Source organism: Rhodococcus sp. WAY2 (assembly GCF_009859915.1).
Classification (GTDB): Bacteria; Actinomycetota; Actinomycetes; order Mycobacteriales; family Mycobacteriaceae; genus Rhodococcus_F; species Rhodococcus_F oxybenzonivorans.
In genome coordinates this window covers 248,109-265,463 of the sequence record NZ_CP046572.1, presented here as the reverse complement: position 1 = coordinate 265,463, position 17,355 = coordinate 248,109, and the positions used below count along the sequence as shown (strand labels likewise).

The 17,355-nt window shown below is 65.3% G+C and carries 17 protein-coding genes and 1 pseudogene; 2 read left to right on the top strand and 16 right to left on the bottom strand.

The annotated features are described in order from the left end of the window. Positions 1 to 2: 2 nt before the first annotated feature. From GFS60_RS01190 to GFS60_RS01165, 6 genes are all read right to left on the bottom strand, one after another. Complete coding sequence (locus GFS60_RS01190; RefSeq protein ID WP_159918637.1) at positions 3 to 1,181, bottom strand: lipid-transfer protein; 1,179 nt, start codon at positions 1,179 to 1,181, stop codon at positions 3 to 5. Continuing rightward, entirely contained in the window at positions 1,178 to 1,612 is a 435-nt protein-coding gene (locus GFS60_RS01185; protein WP_159918636.1) for a MaoC family dehydratase, read from the bottom strand. Before GFS60_RS01185 ends, GFS60_RS01190 begins: the two co-directional genes overlap by 4 nt. After that, positions 1,609 to 2,721: an acyl-CoA dehydrogenase family protein gene (locus GFS60_RS01180; RefSeq protein ID WP_159918635.1), complete on the bottom strand. Its 1,113-nt coding sequence runs from the start codon at positions 2,719 to 2,721 to the stop codon at positions 1,609 to 1,611. The genes GFS60_RS01185 and GFS60_RS01180 overlap by 4 nt, the downstream gene beginning before the upstream one ends. After that, positions 2,721 to 3,659: an FAS1-like dehydratase domain-containing protein gene (locus GFS60_RS01175; protein WP_159918634.1), complete on the bottom strand. Its 939-nt coding sequence runs from the start codon at positions 3,657 to 3,659 to the stop codon at positions 2,721 to 2,723. The genes GFS60_RS01180 and GFS60_RS01175 overlap by 1 nt, the downstream gene beginning before the upstream one ends. Next, entirely contained in the window at positions 3,656 to 4,822 is a 1,167-nt protein-coding gene (locus tag GFS60_RS01170) for an acyl-CoA dehydrogenase family protein (protein ID WP_159918633.1), read from the bottom strand. The genes GFS60_RS01175 and GFS60_RS01170 overlap by 4 nt, the downstream gene beginning before the upstream one ends. A 103-nt stretch (positions 4,823 to 4,925) precedes the next feature. Then, positions 4,926 to 5,237 (bottom strand): hypothetical protein, encoded by a 312-nt coding sequence (locus tag GFS60_RS01165; RefSeq protein WP_159918632.1) that lies wholly within the window; start codon positions 5,235 to 5,237, stop codon positions 4,926 to 4,928. A gap of 244 nt (positions 5,238 to 5,481) precedes the next feature. Between GFS60_RS01165 and GFS60_RS01160 the strand changes: the two genes are divergently transcribed. Further along, entirely contained in the window at positions 5,482 to 6,456 is a 975-nt protein-coding gene (locus GFS60_RS01160; protein WP_201453490.1) for an NAD(P)H-binding protein, read from the top strand. 41 nt (positions 6,457 to 6,497) lie between these two features. Here GFS60_RS01160 and GFS60_RS01155 read toward each other — a convergent pair whose 3' ends face one another. The 4 genes from GFS60_RS01155 to GFS60_RS01140 all read right to left on the bottom strand — a co-directional run bounded on the left by GFS60_RS01155 (position 6,498) and on the right by GFS60_RS01140 (position 10,543). Continuing rightward, positions 6,498 to 7,148, bottom strand: a complete 651-nt coding sequence (locus GFS60_RS01155; RefSeq protein ID WP_159918631.1) for a GntR family transcriptional regulator — start codon at positions 7,146 to 7,148, stop codon at positions 6,498 to 6,500. Between the two features lie 116 nt (positions 7,149 to 7,264). Further along, positions 7,265 to 8,257 carry a transketolase family protein gene (locus GFS60_RS01150; protein WP_159918630.1) on the bottom strand — a complete coding sequence of 331 codons (993 nt, stop codon included), beginning with the start codon at positions 8,255 to 8,257 and terminating at the stop codon, positions 7,265 to 7,267. A 1-nt stretch (position 8,258) separates the two neighbouring features. Beyond that, complete coding sequence (locus tag GFS60_RS01145; protein ID WP_159918629.1) at positions 8,259 to 9,146, bottom strand: transketolase; 888 nt, start codon at positions 9,144 to 9,146, stop codon at positions 8,259 to 8,261. Next, positions 9,143 to 10,543, bottom strand: a complete 1,401-nt coding sequence (locus tag GFS60_RS01140; protein ID WP_159918628.1) for an MFS transporter — start codon at positions 10,541 to 10,543, stop codon at positions 9,143 to 9,145. Before GFS60_RS01140 ends, GFS60_RS01145 begins: the two co-directional genes overlap by 4 nt. Positions 10,544 to 10,785: 242 nt before the next feature. On the opposite strand from GFS60_RS01140, the gene GFS60_RS01135 reads away from it, so the two are divergent. Beyond that, on the top strand, positions 10,786 to 11,559 hold the full coding sequence (locus GFS60_RS01135) for an SDR family NAD(P)-dependent oxidoreductase (RefSeq protein ID WP_159918627.1): 774 nt from the start codon (positions 10,786 to 10,788) through the stop codon (positions 11,557 to 11,559). Between the two features lie 192 nt (positions 11,560 to 11,751). On the opposite strand, the gene GFS60_RS01130 is transcribed toward GFS60_RS01135, so the two are convergent. The 6 genes and pseudogenes from GFS60_RS01130 to GFS60_RS01105 form a co-directional block, all read right to left on the bottom strand. Beyond that, positions 11,752 to 12,132, bottom strand: coding sequence for a nuclear transport factor 2 family protein (locus GFS60_RS01130; protein ID WP_159918626.1), 381 nt, complete (start codon positions 12,130 to 12,132; stop codon positions 11,752 to 11,754). A 100-nt stretch (positions 12,133 to 12,232) separates the two neighbouring features. Further along, positions 12,233 to 12,843: pseudogene (locus tag GFS60_RS01125) on the bottom strand (malonic semialdehyde reductase). A gap of 140 nt (positions 12,844 to 12,983) precedes the next feature. Next, positions 12,984 to 14,147, bottom strand: coding sequence for an acyl-CoA dehydrogenase family protein (locus tag GFS60_RS01120; protein WP_159918624.1), 1,164 nt, complete (start codon positions 14,145 to 14,147; stop codon positions 12,984 to 12,986). Positions 14,148 to 14,331: 184 nt separating this feature from the next. Beyond that, a complete protein-coding gene (locus tag GFS60_RS01115; RefSeq protein ID WP_159918623.1) occupies positions 14,332 to 14,988 on the bottom strand; it encodes a 3,4-dihydroxy-2-butanone-4-phosphate synthase in 657 nt (218 codons plus the stop codon). A gap of 78 nt (positions 14,989 to 15,066) precedes the next feature. Then, a complete protein-coding gene (locus GFS60_RS01110) occupies positions 15,067 to 15,564 on the bottom strand; it encodes a flavin reductase family protein (protein WP_159918622.1) in 498 nt (165 codons plus the stop codon). A 214-nt stretch (positions 15,565 to 15,778) separates the two neighbouring features. Next, complete coding sequence (locus GFS60_RS01105; protein WP_159918621.1) at positions 15,779 to 17,065, bottom strand: PucR family transcriptional regulator; 1,287 nt, start codon at positions 17,063 to 17,065, stop codon at positions 15,779 to 15,781. Positions 17,066 to 17,355: the final 290 nt, after the last annotated feature.

Sequence of the window (17,355 nt, the reverse complement as noted above, 5' to 3'; positions counted from 1 at the left end):
GTTCAGTCCTCACTGCTCAGGATCAGGCCGCTGGTCGGTACTGCCGTGCCGGCGGTCACCAGCACATTGCGAATGTCGTCCGGTTGAGTGGTCGAGGTTCCGCGGATCAGCCGGACTGCCTCCGCGATCCCGTTCACCCCGTGCAGGTACGCCTCGCCGATCTGCCCACCGTGGGTGTTGGCCGGCAGACGCCCTCCCACCTCGAGGTTGCCCTCGCGGATGAAGTCCTTGGCCTCGCCCGGCTTACAGAAACCGAGCTCTTCGAGCTGTGGCAACACCAGCGGGGTGAAGTGGTCGTAGAGGATCGCGGCCGAAATATCCTCTGGCGTCAGACCACTCTGCCCGTACAACTGCCGGGCCACCAGTCCCATCTCGGGGATTCCGGTGATGTCGGGCCGGTAGTAGCTCGCCATCATGTGCTGATCCTTACCGGAACCCTGAGCGGCGCCCGCGACGAAAGCGGGCTTGTGCGCCAGGTCGCGAGCGCGTTCCGCCGACACGATGACGAGCGCCTGACCGCCATCGGTTTCCTGGCAGCAGTCCAGTAGGTGCAGGGGTTCGGCAATCCACCGCGAGTTCTGATGGTCCTCGAGCGCGATGGGCCGTCCGTAAAACCAGGCCGCAGGATTGGCGGCGGCATGCTTGCGTGCGACCACCGCGACTCGCCCAAAATCCTCACTGGTGGCGCCGTACTGGTGCATGTAGCGGCGGGCGAACATGGCCACCCACTGCGCCGGCGTCGACAGTCCCTGTGGTGTCAGCCAGGCATATGCGGCCCGGTCGGCGGTGCTGTCCATGGGCCGGTCGTGCTGGCCGAGTCCGTACCGCACCCCAGATCGTTCGTTGAAAGCGCGATAGCAGACCACGACGTCGGCGATTCCGGTGGCGACGGCCATCGCCGCCTGCTGCACGGTCGCGCAGGCGGCGCCGCCGCCGTACCCGATGCGGGAGAAGAACTTCAACTCTCCGATTCCCGTGTTGCGGGCGACGAGCACCTCGCCGTTGGTTTCCGCGGTGTAGGTGGACAGTCCGTCCACCTCTGCGGGGTCGATGCCGGCGTCGGCGAGTGCCGCCACGATCGCCTCGCACGCGAGCTGGAGTTCGCTGCGTCCGGAGTTCTTGGAGAACTCGGTGGCGCCGATGCCGGCGATGGCGGCCGCCCCGGACAATGGGCTGATCACTGAACTCCTCCCGTGGCCGGGGCGACGGTGACGGTTCCGGTCACGTGATCACCGAGGCTGTTGGCGCCGCGCACCTTCACGGTGACCACCCCGGCCTCGTTCGAGATCACCTCGCCGGTCAACGTCAGTACGTCACCGGGATAGTTCGGGGCACCCAAACGAATCGCGATGCGTCGCAACGACGCCTGCGGTCCCGCCCAGTCGGTCACGAACCGCCCCACCAGGCCGTTGGTGGTGAGGATGTTCATGAACACGTCCTTCGAGCCACGTTCGACGGCCAGTGCGGGGTCGTGGTGGACATCCTGGAAGTCCCTGGTGGCCAGTGCCGTGGCCACGATGAGGGTGCGGGTCAGCGGGATTGCCAGTTCGGGCAGGCTCGACCCGGCCTCGACCTCGGTGAACGGGCGGAGGGCACCGGTCGCGGTGCTCATGCGACCACCTCGACCCCGGATGCGAGCAACGCCCCGAGCCGTGCAAGGTCGGAGGCGGAGCCGCCGAGGGTGGCCGCGAGTTGTTTACCCCACAGCAGGTGGCGGTGCACCGGGTAGTCCGTGTCCACGCCGATGCCGCCGTGCACGTGCTGGGTTCGGTGCACCACCCGCTGACCGGCGTCGGTAGCCCACCACTTGGCCACCAGCACCGCAGTTCCCGGGTCTTCACCGTTCGCGAGGAGCCAGACGGCTTGCCACAATGTCACCCGCATCGCCTCGAGATCGATGTAGCAGTCCGCGAGTTGATGAGTGACGGCCTGGAAGGTGGCGAGTGGGCGACCGAACTGGTTGCGTTCGTTCAGGTAGGTCACGGATTGACGCACCGCCCCCTCTCCTACACCCAGTTGCAGTGCGGCAAGGGCTAATTCGATTCGTTCCTGAAGCCAGGCGGGCGTGGTGCCGTCCGCGGGACCGAGAAGCTCCGCGGGTGTCGCGTCGAACGTGACGTTCGCGCAGATCTCGTGGGTAGTCGATGCACCCCGTTCGGCGGTCACTCCCTCCGACCGCGGGTCGACCAGGAACAGCGCCGCACCGGACGGGGTCGCGGCCGACACGACGACCCTTTCGGCAGCGTGCATCACCGGCACCGCGGCTTTCGCTCCGGTCAGCCGCCATCCGCCGTCGACCTCGGTGGCCGTCGTCGACGGGACCCCATCTCCGTAGGGCCCGAATTCTTCGATTCCGATGGTGAGGAACAGGCTGCCGTCGGCCGCGGAGGACACAAGGGCGTCCCGTTGGTCCGGTGTCCCGTACTCGCAGATCGCGAGCGCGCCGAGCACGTGCGGCCACAACGGAACCGGGGCCACGTGCCTGCCCTGCTCCTCGAGGAGGACGTAGAACTCGGGCAGACCCATACCGCCGCCACCGAGATTCTCCGGAAGGGCGATTCCGAGGAGACCGGTGCCGGCCAGTTCACGCCAGAGGTCTCCGTCGATGCGCTCCGCGGAGGATTCGACCTGCTTGATCCGCTCGGAGGTTGCCTTCGCGGCAAACACATCGGAGGCAAGTCCGCGGACCGCCTGCTGTTCCTCGCTGAAGGTGAAATCCATCAGTGCTCCCTCGATCGTTGGGGCCGGAAGGCGGGGAGCGTGAGTTCGGGATCGGCGTCGATCCAGTCGAGCTCCACCGGCATTCCGATAAAGACGTGTTCGGGTTCGACGTCCGTCATGTTCGCGATCAGGCGTGTGCCCTCTTCGAGTTCGATCACCGCCACGATCAGGGGGTAGTCGAAGGCATCGATCTTCGGGTGGTGATTGACGACGAATGTGTAGACGGTGCCGCGACCGCACGCGTCGACGGTGTTCCACTCCGTGGAGCGGCACTGCCCGCACATGGGTCCGGTCGGATGCCGCAACACACCGCACCGGGCGCAGCGCTGGATCACGAGGCGGTGCTCGCGCGCAGCCTCGAACCAGAACGCGTTGTCAGCGTTGAGGGCCGGGCGCGGACGAAGAGCACGCGGGGCCGGTTTCGGGGTGGGCCGGAAGCGGAGAGTCCGCCACCGCTGGGTGCCGACGACGACACCGTCACCATTTCGGTACGTCTTGAGGGTGGTGACGAAATGCCCCGCTCCGAGACCCGTCTGCTTTTCCTCGGAGACTGCTTCGACCACCTCCGTCGCGCTCACCCGCTCCCCGGGACGCAGCTCGACGAAGAACTCCTGATCGGAATCTGTCGCCACCACCGAGGTGAACCCCGCACTGTCGAAGGTCTCGATCAGCTCGGTCCAGACGTCGGACGGATCGGCACCGGACATCTTGTCGGCGTACGTGCGCATCGTCCACACCTGCAACATCGGCGCCGGGGCGACGGCGCCCTCACGTCCGGTGTCGCGTGCGGCGTCGTCGTCGAGGTAGATGGGGTTGGTGTCACCCATCGCCTCGGCCCAGTGCCGGATCATCGGAGTGTTCACCGGGTCGGGGCCCCACGTGGCCGGGACGATCGTCCGTCCTTCGAAGGCGCGTAACCGGGCGAGGAGCTCACTCACTTCGCCCTCGTCTCGCGCACCAGGCCGAGGCCTCGAGTGCCCACCATGTCCCGCAGCACTTCGTTGACTCCACCACCGAACGTGTTGACGACGCTCTGCCGGGAGATCTGTTCGATCTGCCCCGCCAGGACGGCCCCCGGTGAACCGGGGCGCAACCGGCCGGCGGCACCGAGAATTCCGAGTAGCGCCCGGTACACGTCGACGTGCGTTTCGGTGCCGTAGGTCTTGGTGGCGCCCGCGTCGGCGCCCGACAATGTGTCGTTCGCGACGGCGGCGGTCATCTTCCAGTTCAGCAGGCGCATCGCCTCGAGCTTGGCGTGGGTGCGAGCGAATTCGGATTGCACCCAGGGGATCTCGAGGGCGCCGTTCACCCTGGCCCAGTCGAGTACGTGATGCCACAACCCGAGTGTGCGGCCACCGAGGGCCGCGAGGCCGATGCGCTCGTAATTGAGTTGGGCGGTGATCAGCTGCCACCCGCCGTCGACGGCTCCGACCACGTCCTGATCGCTGACGCGGATGCCGCTGTAGTAGGTGGAGGTGACCGTCAGACCGCCCACCGTGGAAATCGGTGACCAACTGAATCCGGGATCGTCCGTCGGCACGATCAGAATCGAAATACCCCGGTGTTTGGGCGCTGTCGTATCGGTGCGGCAGGCGAGCCACACGTAGTCGGCCGTATTGGCCCCGCTGGTGAAGATCTTGTTGCCGTCCACCACCCAGGAGTCGCCGTCGCGGACCGCCCGCGTCTGCAACGACGCGAGGTCGGTGCCGGCGCCGGGCTCGGTGTATCCGATGGCGAAGACGATCTCACCGGCCAGGATGCCGGGGAGAAACCGTGCCTTCTGCTCCTCGGTGCCGTACTTCATCAAAGTGGGGCCGACGGTGTTGACGGTGACGAAGGGAAACGGCAATCCGGCCCGTTGCACCTCGTCGAAGAACACGAACTGCTCCTCGACCGACCGGCCCTGCCCGCCGAATTCGACGGGCCAACCGATACCCAGCCAACCGTCCTTGCCGAGCAGTCGCACGATCTCGCGGAAATGTTCCCCGCCCACGCCCTCCTCACCCGCGATACGCCGCTTCTCCTCGGGCAGCAGTGCCGCGAAGTAGGCGCGCAACTCCCTCCGGAGTTCCCGCTGCGCGGGCGATTCCCTCGAGTCCATCAGCGTTCTCCTCATGCCTGTCGCTACGTTCGTTCGCATGGCTGCAGCGAACGTCGTTCTGGACGCTAACCAGCACCCAGGCGCCTCGGTGGCGATGTCTCGGTCACCGGGAGGTGGGCATCGCAGAGGTCGGCGGCCCGCTGGAATTACCGGATCGGCCTGCGTGGTGGAGACGAAGACGGTCAGTGGGCGCACGCTCCGAAAACACCCAGCCGCGCAGCGCGAGGAACCGGAGCACGCCGACGAACGCGCTGACCGCGACCATCAGGAGTGCCTGCGGGACGACGCTCGCTGACGGCAGCCAGAGGTCGAGCAGCGCAAGCGAAATGGTGCTGAGAAGCAGCCCGAGGATCGCGAGCCCGCCACCCTCCCACTGCGCGAGGACCCCCTCGCCGCATGTTCGTTCCATGTCCATGCCGACACACGGTACACCGAACGGTTTCCGTCGTTTCCGCACGTTAGCGCCCTGCCCGCCGCGGGGTTGCGGCAGGAAACCGATCGGTTTACGATGGCGGAGACGGAACAGTGGAGCTGCCGCAGGCTCGGCGGTGTCGCCTTCACCAACGGCGCGCGTTCGCGAATGAAGCATGCCTCCGTGGTCAATATTTCCGACCGGGCCCTTACGGTTCCCCGCCCCAACACGACAAAGGACACAATTGATGCCTGAGCGCAATCCCATCCTGATCACCGGTGCCGCCGGCGAAATCGGTGGCGTGAGTCGCACGATGGTCGACATGCTGCTTGCCCAAGGCCACCCTGTGCGCGCATTCGTGCGACAGGACGACGAACGCGCACACTCCCTGCGCCAAGCCGGGGCGGAGGTCTTCGTCGGAGATCTACTCAACATCGCCGACGTGACCACAGCATTGAACGGTTGCAGTCGCATCTACTTCAGCATGAGCTTGTCGCCCTACTACACCGACGCCGTCACCCTGATGGCCGCGGCGGCGCGAGACCGAGGTGACATCGAGGTCTTCGTCAACATCTCCGAGTACGAGCAGTCCTTCATGACCTTCGAGAAGCTCACTGCGCCAGAGGAAGAACGACGTTCGTGGCTCGGGGGTCTCGTTGCGGATTGGTCGCCGCAGCAACGTGCCCACTGGATCGCAGAGCAGGTTCTGGACTGGTCAGGCATCCCGACCGTCAACGTGCGGGCGGCCATCTTCGTTGAAAACCCACTCATGACCTGGCTGGCGCTCGGCCCGTTGAGCAACGGTGAACTGCGCCTGCCCTTCGGCGACCAGAGATTTGCACCCATCGCGGCGTTCGACGTGGCGGAACTGTGCGCGAAGATTCTGGTCGACCCTGCACCTCACATCTCGAAGTCCTACGAGCTCACCGGTCCGGAGCTGAAGGACATGCACGAATTCGCGAAGGACTACGCGGCCGTGCTGGGACGTGAGGTGATCTACGTTCCCGAAGAGGTCGACAGCTGGAACGAGACCTACGTGGACAGCGCCCTGGCCGAGTATCCGCACATTGCGGAGCACTTGAAGACCTTGACCCGGCTGATCGCGGGAGGGGGATACCGTGGCAGCACCGATCAGTTGGAAACCCTTCTCGGGCGTCCGCCGAAGACCGTGCGGTGGGCCCTCGAGAACCATCCGCGGATCCGAAAGCTGATGTCCGCGTAGTCCGCTGAGATCCGGCTCGCCGGATTGTTCGTCTTGGGTGTTCAGGCGACGAGGTTCGCTGCCGCCCAATCCATGTGGGTCTGGATCGCACGGGCGGCCTCATCGGCGTCACCGGTTTCGATGGCGTCGACGATGGCGCCGTGGCGGCCGACGTCCATGTTGCCGACAGCGCGATCGAGGCCGGCGAACATGATCGACATCCGGATGGACCCTTCGAGGGAGATCCACGAGTGCACCAGTGTGTCGTTGCCGGTGAGAGCGCACATGGTGCGGTGGAAGTTCAGATCGGCCTCGATGCGGGCTTCGAGGACGGCGGTGTCCATGACCTCGAGGGCAGCGCGCAATTCCGCGATGACGGTGGTGCGGTCGGCCAAACCGGCGAGTTCCCGGACCGCCAGCGCCTCGAGTGCTGCGCGAACGGCGAAGATGTCGCGGATCTCCTTGGAATCGAGATGCCGGACATAAAGGCGACCGCGCGCGCCTGCCGTGATCAATCCTTCTTGCTGGAGCTGCCGCATCGCCTCGCGGAGCGTGCCGCGGCTGATCTGCAGCTTCTCGGACAGTTCGGTCTCCACGAGGGGGCTGCTCGGCGCGAGTTCCCCGCTGGTGATCGCGACCCGCAAGGCGGCGACGGCTTGCTGACGGAGACTGGTCTTCTCCAGCCCGAGCAGTGCGGCGGGTTGTCCGGCCATGGTTGCCTCCGTGGGATCAGCGATCAACTGTCGACAAAGGTCTGTTGACAGCAACCTGTTGACAGCCATCGTACGGCCCCCGCCGCCGGGCCTGCGGCGAGGGCCGTACGAGCTGGTCATGCCAGTTGGCCCAGAACCTTGGCGACGATACGGTCCGTGCTGAGGCCGTACCGCTCATGCAGGGTGGGCAGGGCGCCTGCGTCGAGGAACTGGTCGGGCAGGGCGATCGGCACGATGCGTTTGCCGAGTCCGGCAGTGACGACGGCGGCGGCCACGGTTTCGAAGAGACCGCCGATCACGGTGTGGTTCTCCAGGGTGACCACCAGCCGGTCGGTGTTGACCTCGGCGAGGACGGTCTCGGCGTCGAACGGTTTGATCGTGGGTGTGTGCACGACCGCCACGTCGACGTTGTGCTCGGCGAGTCGGTCAGCGGCCTGCAGTGCGCGCATCGTCATCAGCCCGCTGGTGACGAAGACGACGTCGTTGCCGCCGCGGAGCACCTTCGCCTTGCCGAGCTCGAAGGTGTAGTCGTACTCGTCGAGCACAGTCGCGACCTTCCCGCGCAGCAGCCGCAGGTAGGTGGGGCCGTCGGAGGCGGCGAGTTGCGGGACGGCCTGTTCGATGTCCACCGAGTCACACGGGTCGACGATGGTGAGGTTGGGGATGCCCCGGAAGATGGCCATGTCCTCGGTCGCCTGGTGACTGGGACCGTAGCCGGTGGTCAGCCCGGGGAGGCCGCCGATAATGTTGACGTTGAGATTCGGTTCGGCGATGTCGAGGCACAGGAAGTCGTAGGCGCGGCGCGCGGCGAACACCGAGTACGTGGATGCGAACGGAACCAGCCCGGTCTCGGCCATCCCGGCGGCGGCGCCGAACAACAGTTGCTCGGCCATCCCCATCTGGAAGAACCGGTCGGGGAACTCCTGCGCGAAGATGTGCATGTCGGTGTACTTGGCGAGGTCGGCGGACAGGCCGACGATCTTGTCGTTCTCCCGTGCGGCTTTCACGAGGGCGTGTCCGAACGGCGCCGTGGTGGTCTTCTGGCCGTCGTCGACGAACGAGGCGATCATCGCCGACGTCTTGAGCTTCGGCTTACTGGCGGTGGTCATCTCAGGCGTCCTTGTCGTTGAAGCCGGCGGTCAGTTGGTCGCGGCAGATCTGCCACTCGTGTTCCTCGATGCGCATGAAGTGCGCCTTCTCCCGCGTCTCGAGCAGGGGCACGCCTTTACCGACCTTGGTGTCGCAGAGGATGATCGACGGCTTGCCGTCGGATTCGGCGGCGGCGTTGTCGAACGCACGCACGAGGGCGGTGACGTCGTTGCCGTCGACGCGCTCGACGTGCCAGCCGCACGCCGCCCACTTCTCGTGTATCGGTTCGGTACTCAGCACGGTCGAGGTTGCCCCGTCCGCCTGCAGGGCGTTGATGTCGACCATCGCGGTGAGATTGCCGAGCCGGTGGTGGTGGGCGCCCATCGCCGCTTCCCACGTCGAGCCCTCGTCGAGTTCTCCGTCGGAGAGGAAATTGAAGATGCGGGCGGTGGAGTGCTGGTGCCGCAACCCGAGCGCCATGCCGACCGCGATGGTCAGTCCGTGTCCGAGGGAGCCACCTGAAATTTCCATGCCGGGGGTGTAGGTGGACATCGCCGACATCGGTAGGCGCGAGTCGTCGGACCCGTAGGTTTCCAGTTCGCTGCGCGGGATGATGCCCGCTTCGGCGAGGGCGGCGTAGTGGCCGATGGCGTAGTGGCCGGTGGAGAGGAGGAAGCGATCCCGGCCTTCCCAGTGCGGGTCGTCGGCGCGGTAGCGGAGTTGGTCGGCGTAGACGGTGGCGAAGATGTCGGCGGCCCCAAGCCCCTGCCCGACATACCCCTGGCCCTGCTCCTCACCCATGTCGATGATGTTGTGCCGCATCCGGTAGGCGAACTGCTCGATGGTGGCAATCCGCGATGCTTCACGGGTGGTGGCGTCGGCCGCGGCGGTGGCGGTTGTGGTGGTCACAGGAGTTCCTTTTCCTTGCGAATCGTGTTCGTCGTGCCGGTATTCGTGGTTGTGGTGGGTGCGCAGGCGCTTTTGGAGTCGGCGCTCGCCAACGCCTCGTGAGCGAGGCGTCGTTCGGTGGGGCCCCAGGTTTCCTTGGTGATCAGCGCTGCCCAGAGTCCGATCAGGGCGTATGTGCTGAACAGCAGCGCCGGCCCCCACCAGCCGAAGGAGACGAACAGCAACGTGGTGACGAAAGGCGTGAAGCCGGAGACCATCGCGGAGATCTGGTAGGCGAGTGAGGCTCCCGACGATCGGCGGGCGGCGTCGAACAGTTCAGGGAACCAGGCACCCTGCGCACCCGCCAGCGAGTTCTGGCAGACGGCGTAGGAGATCACGATGGTGGCGATGATGAGAATGAACAGGCCCGTGTTGACCAGCAGGAACATCGGGGCACCGAAGAGGGCCGCGAACGCGCAGGATGCGATGTAGAGGGGTCGGCGTCCGATGCGGTCGGTGAGTCGGGCCCAGGCCATGGTGGCGAAGATTCCGATCGCGGACGCGATGCACAGGGCGACAAGCGTTTCGGATTTTCCGGCGAGACCCTCATTGTGCAGGTAGGAAATCATGTAGGTGATCGACACCGCGTAGCCCGCGGTCTCGGCAACACGGAGTGCGATGCCGCGCAGGATGTTGCGCCAGTCGTACTTGATGGAGTCGAGCACCGGCGACTTGACGATCTCGCCCTCGTTCTTCACGTCCTCGAAGACTGGCGACTCGGGAACCTTCGACCGAATGACCAGCCCGACCATCACCAGGACAATGCTCGCGAGGAAGGGCACGCGCCACGCCCAGTCGCCGCCGAGGTGCACGCTGAACAGGAACACCAGATTCGCGAGTAGCAGCCCGACGGGGAAGCCGGCCTGCACGATGCCGGTGTATTTCCCTTTCGACTTCCATGGGGCGTGTTCGTAGCTCATCAAGATCGCACCGCCCCACTCGGCGCCGAAGGCGAGACCCTGGACGATACGGACCAGAACCAGCAGCACCGGGGCAATCAGCCCCACCTGCGAATAGGTCGGCAACAGTCCGATCGCGAAGGTCGCCAGTCCCATCGCGATCAGCGAGGCCACCAGAACCGGTTTACGGCCCAGCTTGTCCCCGAGATGGCCGCCGAGTACGCCGCCGAGGGGGCGTGCAGCGAAACCGACACCCAGCGTCGCGAAGGCCGCGAGTGTGCCCGTGACCGGATCGGCACCCGGAAAGAAGGCCGTACCGAAGTACAGCGCCGCGGCCGTGCCGAACCCGATGAAGTCGTAGGTCTCGATGACCGCCCCCACCGAGGAGCCGATTGCGACGCGCTTGGCGTCCTTCGTGCCGTGGACAGGACCTCGCATCCTGAGTGTTTCGGTACTCATGGGTGACTCCTCTTCGGGCTAGCCGGTTTCTACGATTGCCGCCGACTTGTTGACTGTCAACATTGGCGTCTCAACAGTGTGATCCGAGCCACGTCGACCTGTCAACCGTCATCCGATGACGGTTGACTGTTAACAGTCGATCGCATTACTGTGGTGGCAGTCACTTACCGCATCGTCGACCGGTTCCCGCTTTCCATCGCATCACCCGGGAACGGTCAGCTTTCCAACAACGAGGAGCGATCATGTCGTCCATCCAGCGCACCGCCGTCGTCACCGGCGCCACTTCCGAGCGTGGCATCGGTCTGGCCACCGCCCGCCGCTACGCCGAAGAGGGCTGGGCGATCGTCGTTCTCGACCTCGACGGCGAGAAGTCCGCGAAGGTCGCAGCCGAGATCGGCAACGAGTTCGGTGTCCCGGCCTTCGGTCACGACATCGACGTCGCCGACGAGAACTCGGTCCAGCGGGCGCACGACGCGGTCGCCACCGAAGTTGCAGCCGGGAACCTCCCCGCTGTGGGTGCGCTCGCCAACATCGCCGGCATCACCTCACCGGTACCGTTCCTCGAGACGACGCTGGAACTGTGGAACAAGGTGATGGCGGTCAACGCCACCGGCACCTACCTCGTCACCCGCGCGTTCTTGCCGGCCATGCTCGACAACGGCTGGGGACGAGTGGTGAACATGTCGTCGGTCTCCGCCCAGCGCGGTGGCGGAGTTTTCGGCAAGGTGCCCTACTCCTCCGCGAAAGCCGCGATCCTCGGTTTCACCAAGTCCCTCGCACGCGAACTCGGCGACAGCGGAGTCACCGTCAACGCCGTCACCCCCGGTGCGGTCGACACCAGCATCCGCGTCGGCAGCACCGCCGAAACGGAAGCGGCACTGTGCCGCGACATCCCCCTCGGCCGGGTCGCCACCACCACCGAGGTCGCCGCGGTGATTACCTTCCTGTCCTCCGAGGACGCCGCCTACCTCACCGGCACCACCGTCGACATCAACGGCGGCAGCCACCTGCACTGAGTTAGCGGGCGTTACCGCGTCCGCTTTCTTCGCTCCGGACGGTGAACGTCGCCGAACCCGGATCCTGAGCCAACTGCGGCCATTGGACCAGATCGCTACCTGTCCGATCTGTCCCGCAAGGGTGAAGCCGGCTCGACGCCCGGTGTCGCTTTCAGGATGCCGTCCCCCTAGGGCCGGCAGGCACCGGACGCCCTATTTCGTGCTGCCCGAGACAACGGGACTGGGGTCTATGAAGATCAGGTACTCGGTCACCTTGTTGTTCTCGACGCGGGTGCGCGTGACGGCCGGGAGTGTGAAGGATTCACCGTTCTGCAAGGTGTAGGTGACCTCCACCCGGAGCGCGGCCACGTTGCCTTCCGACCATTCTTCGAGGATCTCGTGGCGCATCGACACCACCGAGGTCAGGTACTGCGCTACCCATGCTTGGATCGCGCTCTTGCCGATGACGGGGGCGTTGTTGCCCATCCGGAAGACGCAGTCGTCGGAGAAGAAGTCGAAGAACGCTGCGATGTCGGTGTCGGCGGCTTCGAGAAGTTTGCGGGTGGTCTCGACCTCGGTTGTGGCTGTGGTCATCGGACTCTCTTTCTCTGGTGTTGTGTGGGATGGCCCCGCACTGTGTGGGGTCGATCTGGACTGGATTTGGCCCTATCGGCGAGCGGGCGGTCTACAGCCCTCAGGCCCAGCGGACGGTCTCTGCGGGGTCGAGTCTGGGGAGACGCTCGAACCACGGATTCTCGCCGGGGTATCCGATGTTGACGACCAGAATGGACCTCCAGGAGGTTCCGGAGAAGAGTTCCGCGTCTATTCCTGCGGGATCGAAGCCGGCCATCGGCCCGGCCGCCAAACCGGCGGCGCGGATGGCGAGGATGAAGTACCCCGCCTGCAGGGCGGCGTTGAAGTTACCGGTGCGCTCGCGCAACGCGTCGTTGTCGGCGAAGACATCACGGATTTGCGGCCGGATGGGCAGCAACCGGGGCAGGTGCTCATGAAATTCGCTGTCTACCCCGAGAATTGCGGTGACGGGCGCTGACGCCGTCTTCTCACGGTTACCCTCGTCGAGATGATCGAGCAGTCGGCGGCGCGCGGCGTCGGTGCGGATGAACTGCACGCGCATCGGCTGGGAGTTCGCTGCCGTGGGCGCCCAGCGGGTCATTTCCCAGATCTGTGTGAGTTCGTCCTCGCTGACCGGGATCGGGGCGAAGTTGTTCACTGTTCGTGCGCCCGCAACAGCAGGTCTCTGGCTGCGTCGTCGAGGCGTTCGATCGTCGAGTTGCTGTTCACCAGTGCTCTTTTCCTCATCCTTTGCAGACGGTGGTGCGGGAACGCGGATCGGGTGCTGTGCGGTTACTCGATTGCCCCTCCCGAGCCTCGGCCGCCGTTCGAGCTGACGGCCGAGACTCGGAAAGAGAGGGAGCAGCATCCGGTCAGAGGAGCGGATCGGCGACGGGAAGGTCGAGGGTGAACCGGCCGATGGTTTCCGAGGCCGTATCGATGTCGAGGAATGCGTGCACCGACAGCACGGACAGGTCACGGAAGAACCGCTGGATCGGTGCGGAGGTCCGGTACCCGTCCCCACCGATTCCGCGAACCATGTCGTTGAGGGCGTTGCGGGCCAGGTCCGCCAAATATGCCGCCTTGAGCTTCATTTCGGCACGATCGCGGGGGTCGGACTGCTCAGGTCGCTGCGCGGTGAGGCGCTCGAAGAAGGCGTCGAGGAGGGTTTCGGCGGCGTCCGCCGCAGCAAGCGCACGGCCGAGGCGCATCTGCGCGGCCTGCTTGCCGGAGGCCTTCTCCTGACTGATTGTTCCCTGCCGGTCCTTGGTGCGCTGGACGAACGCGTCCGCCGCCCCGCGCAGCGCACCGACGACGACCGGAGTGACCTCCGCCATCGCGAACGGCAGGAAGGGCAGGTGGTACATGGGATTGGGGTGGATCAGCTGCCCGGGAGCGGTACCGGCGAGGGCGAGGGCGAACGGCCCGGTGCGGTAATCCGGGACGAACACGTCCTCGACGCTGATGTCATTGCTGCCGGTTCCGGACATGCCGGCGATGTACCAGGTGTCGAGGATCTTGACGTCCTCGCGGGGCACCAGGAACCACAACGGGGTGGGGGCGCTGCCCTCCTCGAACACCACACCGGCGAAGGTGAACCACTCCGCGTGCACCGACCCGGAGTTCCATGCCGTCTGCCCGGTGATGCGGTAGCCGCCGTCAACCTTCTGCACCTTCCCGAGCGGGGCCGCGGTACCGGCGGTGAGGGTGTAAGGCTTGTCGGCGAACACTTCTCGTTGGGCCTGTTCGGTGAAGATGTTCACCCGCCAGGCCGCTCCGATGTAGAAGGAGGTGACCCACCCTGTCGACGGGCAGACCGCGCTGATCGTGCGGACGATATCGGCGGCGACGTCGAGTCCGAGTTCGAGTCCGCCGTACTCCTTGGGGGTCAGCGTGGCCAAAATTCCCGAGTCGATGAGGTCGGTGATCGTCTCGTCGAGGGGAGCACGGTTCTCCTCGGTCTTCTGTGCGCGTTCGGCGAAGGCGGGTACCAGGGCGTGCACCCGGTCCATGAGTTCGTTGCGGGTGATGTCCATTGTTTCCTCCGATGTGGGGTGGTGTTTCTCAGCTTCTGGGGGCGATCGGCGTAGCTTTGGGCATGCCGGAACCGCGCCTGAGGTATGTGAATGCTGGCTTGGTCGAATGTGTCTGTCGCGCACGGCACGACGCTGGGCAACACCACCTGTGAGTACTTGTTAACCGCCCGCGGTTAACAAGTACTCACAGGTGGTGGGTCAGTGAAAGTTGTCCCTCAGGGTCCGGGCCGGTGACGAGTGTGAGCCCGTACCGGTCGGCAAGAATCTCGGCATCGCCTCGATCGCCGACGTCTGTCGGGTCGGCGATGCCGTCGAGGTCGGCGAACACCGCGCCCGAGTAGTGGGATTCAGCAGTGTCGGTGAGCGCGAGGGCGACTGACGCGGTGGTCAGGCGCGTACGAAACTCTATGGGTGTTACTCGAACCGGGATCAGGTGCCCAGGCCTGGTGAGATCGTCCGGTCCCGTGGCCGGGTCGGCGAGAATGCGTGCCGTGCGCGCCCGGTCGGCGCCAGAGATCCCGGTGGTGATGCCGGCGGCGGCATCGACGGTGACACATTGGCCGTGGCCGAGCGTGGAGATGGCCCGAACCGTGGGGGTCGCTTCCGGCAGTACGAGACGGTCACAGATCCGTTCGTGCAGCGCCACTTGCAGAAATCCCGTGGTGTGGCGGATCAGGAAGGCCATCTGCTCGGTGGTCGCGGCGCCGGCGCACCCGACGAGCACGACGCGGCGGTGATGGCTGAGGATAATCAGCTCGCCGGCGGCGAGGGCGCGGCTACCGGCTGCGATTGCCGACCATGACCGATGGTGCGTGGCGCGGGGCGCTAACGAGGTCGTCATGGCGTGCCTTCCTTTGCAGATTATTTCGGTGATGGCTGTCGAAGTGCTCTGGCGGCGGCGTAATCGAGGCCGGTAGTGTTACGCGGATTCCAGCGCCGAGTGCGTGCCGAATACGCGGCGGTGATAGGTGAGCGGGTCGCTGTAATTGTTCTCTGCCGCAACGACGTTGCCGAGTACGATTACATGATCTCCGCCCTCGACGAACTGCTCGACGTGACAGGCGATCCAGCCGGCGGCGCCGGCGATTCGGGGAAGTTCGTGGTCGAGGTCCCACCGCACGCCGTGGAACTTGCCTATTCCACCCTTCTTCGCGAACTTCAGCGCGGTTCCTTGCTGGTCGCGGCCCAACACGTTCAAGCCGAACTTCTTCGATGCCGTGATCAGTTCGAGCGTCTCCGATCCGCGGTCCAAGGAGACCAGGACCATGGGGGGTGTCATGGACAAAGAGGTGAAGGCGCTGACGGTGGTGCCGAAGGGCAGGCCGCCGTCCATGGAGGTCACGACGGCGACCGGAGTGGCCACGTGTGCCATCACGTCCTTGAACGCTTCCTGGACAGGACTCGAGGGGGTGTGCATGGTAAATCTTCCTTCTGTCGACTGCGGCTCTCAGCGCAACGATCCGTGGAATCCAAACGGGACGGGTGCTGCTGGCCTTCGGGCTTCACCACCCGCTGTGTTCTACACCACAAGTAGACCGCATAAGTTACCCAGTTCGCACTACTGCAGAGCCCAGCGTTGTCGCCGACTTTTGGTTTCTGGACCAGTCGGGTGGCGGGTTCGGCCGATCGACCTACGATCGCTCCCACTGAGCGATGGGGGTGTCTCGGAGCCACTCATAGATGCGGAGCGCGGCACGCAGATCTGTGGTCGATTCACCCGGGGGCGTGCACAGGCTCAATGCCTTCTGCACTCGATAGGTCACTGTGTTCTTGGAAATATGCTCTGCCGAAGCAACTTTGGCCAGGCTGTGGTCCATGTCGAGATAGAGGCTCAAGGTCGACCGCAGGTCGGCCATCCGAGGGTCTTCCCCGGCGAGCGGGCCGAGCAGGCGGGAGGCGAACTGCACCGCGGCTTCCGGGTCGGCGAGCAGGAGCACTTCCAGACCGATGTGCTCGTGAGCGGTGGTGGTGGGTGGATGGCCCGAACGGAGTCGAACCAGTCGCTCGACGGCGCGGGCCTCGAGGTGGCTTCGACGGAATCCTTCCATCCCGGAGCCGAGTTGGCCGGCGACGACGAAGGTGTCACCGAAGTCGGGTAGGGAGGAGGTCAGGGCTCGGGTCGGGTCCGGGGTGATCGCTCCCCACGCCCAAATCGCTTGGAGGCCGATGGGTATCACCAGTGTTGCTGTCGGCGTTCCCCAGTGCCGGAGCACCGGGTCGACGACGGCCCGAAGGTCATGGCTTGAGTGCGGACCGCTCCACGCAATGATGGCCACGTGGTGCCCACCGAGTGGGTAGCCGAGGACCTGTTCGGCGTGGGCGAGTTCGATGGGGTCCGCAGCGATGATTTTCGTGGCGAGGTCGAGCCGGGCCGCCGACACCCCCGCTGCCCACGCGCTCTGCTCGTCGAGGAAGGCCGCGGCGGCCACCCCGGTGAAGTCGTCGAGCACCTCGAAGAGGAGCAGGGAGATGCGGCGAATCTCGGCGCCGCTCTCAGTCGGCGGTATCAGCCGGGTCGCCGCGTCGAGAAGTGCGGCCGCCAGCACGGCATACCCGACGCGGATGGTCCGGAGCAGATCGTCGAGCTCCATACCCCGGCGGGCGAAGTCCCTGGCGATGTCCTCTACCTCTGCACTGGCCAGAGTGGGTTCCGACTCACCTATTCCCGCGACCAGCGTCAGTGCCCGAAAAGCGGTCGCCGTGGTGGCTCGCCGAATCGCGTCCAGGGGTGGCGCTCCGTCGCCCATTGCAGGAACTTTCCGAGAGATTTTTGCGGCAATGTCCTGGCCGACTTCGACGGCCCATGTGACCGCGCCGTCGCCGAGGACGGCTCGAACGCGTTCGGCGTCCGGGCTGAGCCACTCGAGCTCCGATTGCGGGGCGCGTGTTCCCGTAAGTTGACCAGTCCAGTGCTGCACCCGACATCCTTTCCGACCGCCTCAACGCTACAGCGAACACATCACCCGAATTGGGCTGTGAACCAATTTCCCTCGAAGTTCCTGTTCTCCAGCTACTAGCCATCCGAGCTGAAATCTCGTGAAATGGTGATACACGCAACGTGATGGGGACCACAACGAAAGGTCTTCGCCACAAGTTCGCGGCAACGCGAGCTGTTATCAAATTTTGCCCCTGGTCAATTCTCACCTCAGCGGTGTGACGGACATCCAGGAGCGCGAGTTTCACACCGCCCTCGGGGTCACCCGACCGT

What these genes read in the sequence shown, in the direction of transcription:
- GFS60_RS01180 (WP_159918635.1), bottom strand. Translation starts at nt 2,721, where the DNA reads ATGGATTTCACCTTCAGCGAGGAACAGCAGGCGGTCCGCGGACTTGCC.
- GFS60_RS01160 (WP_201453490.1), top strand. Translation starts at nt 5,482, where the DNA reads ATGCCTGAGCGCAATCCCATCCTGATCACCGGTGCCGCCGGCGAAATC.
- GFS60_RS01185 (WP_159918636.1), bottom strand. Translation starts at nt 1,612, where the DNA reads ATGAGCACCGCGACCGGTGCCCTCCGCCCGTTCACCGAGGTCGAGGCC.
- GFS60_RS01120 (WP_159918624.1), bottom strand. Translation starts at nt 14,147, where the DNA reads ATGGACATCACCCGCAACGAACTCATGGACCGGGTGCACGCCCTGGTA.
- GFS60_RS01150 (WP_159918630.1), bottom strand. Translation starts at nt 8,257, where the DNA reads ATGACCACCGCCAGTAAGCCGAAGCTCAAGACGTCGGCGATGATCGCC.
- GFS60_RS01130 (WP_159918626.1), bottom strand. Translation starts at nt 12,132, where the DNA reads ATGACCACAGCCACAACCGAGGTCGAGACCACCCGCAAACTTCTCGAA.
- GFS60_RS01115 (WP_159918623.1), bottom strand. Translation starts at nt 14,988, where the DNA reads ATGACGACCTCGTTAGCGCCCCGCGCCACGCACCATCGGTCATGGTCG.
- GFS60_RS01155 (WP_159918631.1), bottom strand. Translation starts at nt 7,148, where the DNA reads ATGGCCGGACAACCCGCCGCACTGCTCGGGCTGGAGAAGACCAGTCTC.
- GFS60_RS01170 (WP_159918633.1), bottom strand. Translation starts at nt 4,822, where the DNA reads ATGGACTCGAGGGAATCGCCCGCGCAGCGGGAACTCCGGAGGGAGTTG.
- GFS60_RS01165 (WP_159918632.1), bottom strand. Translation starts at nt 5,237, where the DNA reads ATGGACATGGAACGAACATGCGGCGAGGGGGTCCTCGCGCAGTGGGAG.
- GFS60_RS01135 (WP_159918627.1), top strand. Translation starts at nt 10,786, where the DNA reads ATGTCGTCCATCCAGCGCACCGCCGTCGTCACCGGCGCCACTTCCGAG.
- GFS60_RS01110 (WP_159918622.1), bottom strand. Translation starts at nt 15,564, where the DNA reads ATGCACACCCCCTCGAGTCCTGTCCAGGAAGCGTTCAAGGACGTGATG.
- GFS60_RS01140 (WP_159918628.1), bottom strand. Translation starts at nt 10,543, where the DNA reads ATGAGTACCGAAACACTCAGGATGCGAGGTCCTGTCCACGGCACGAAG.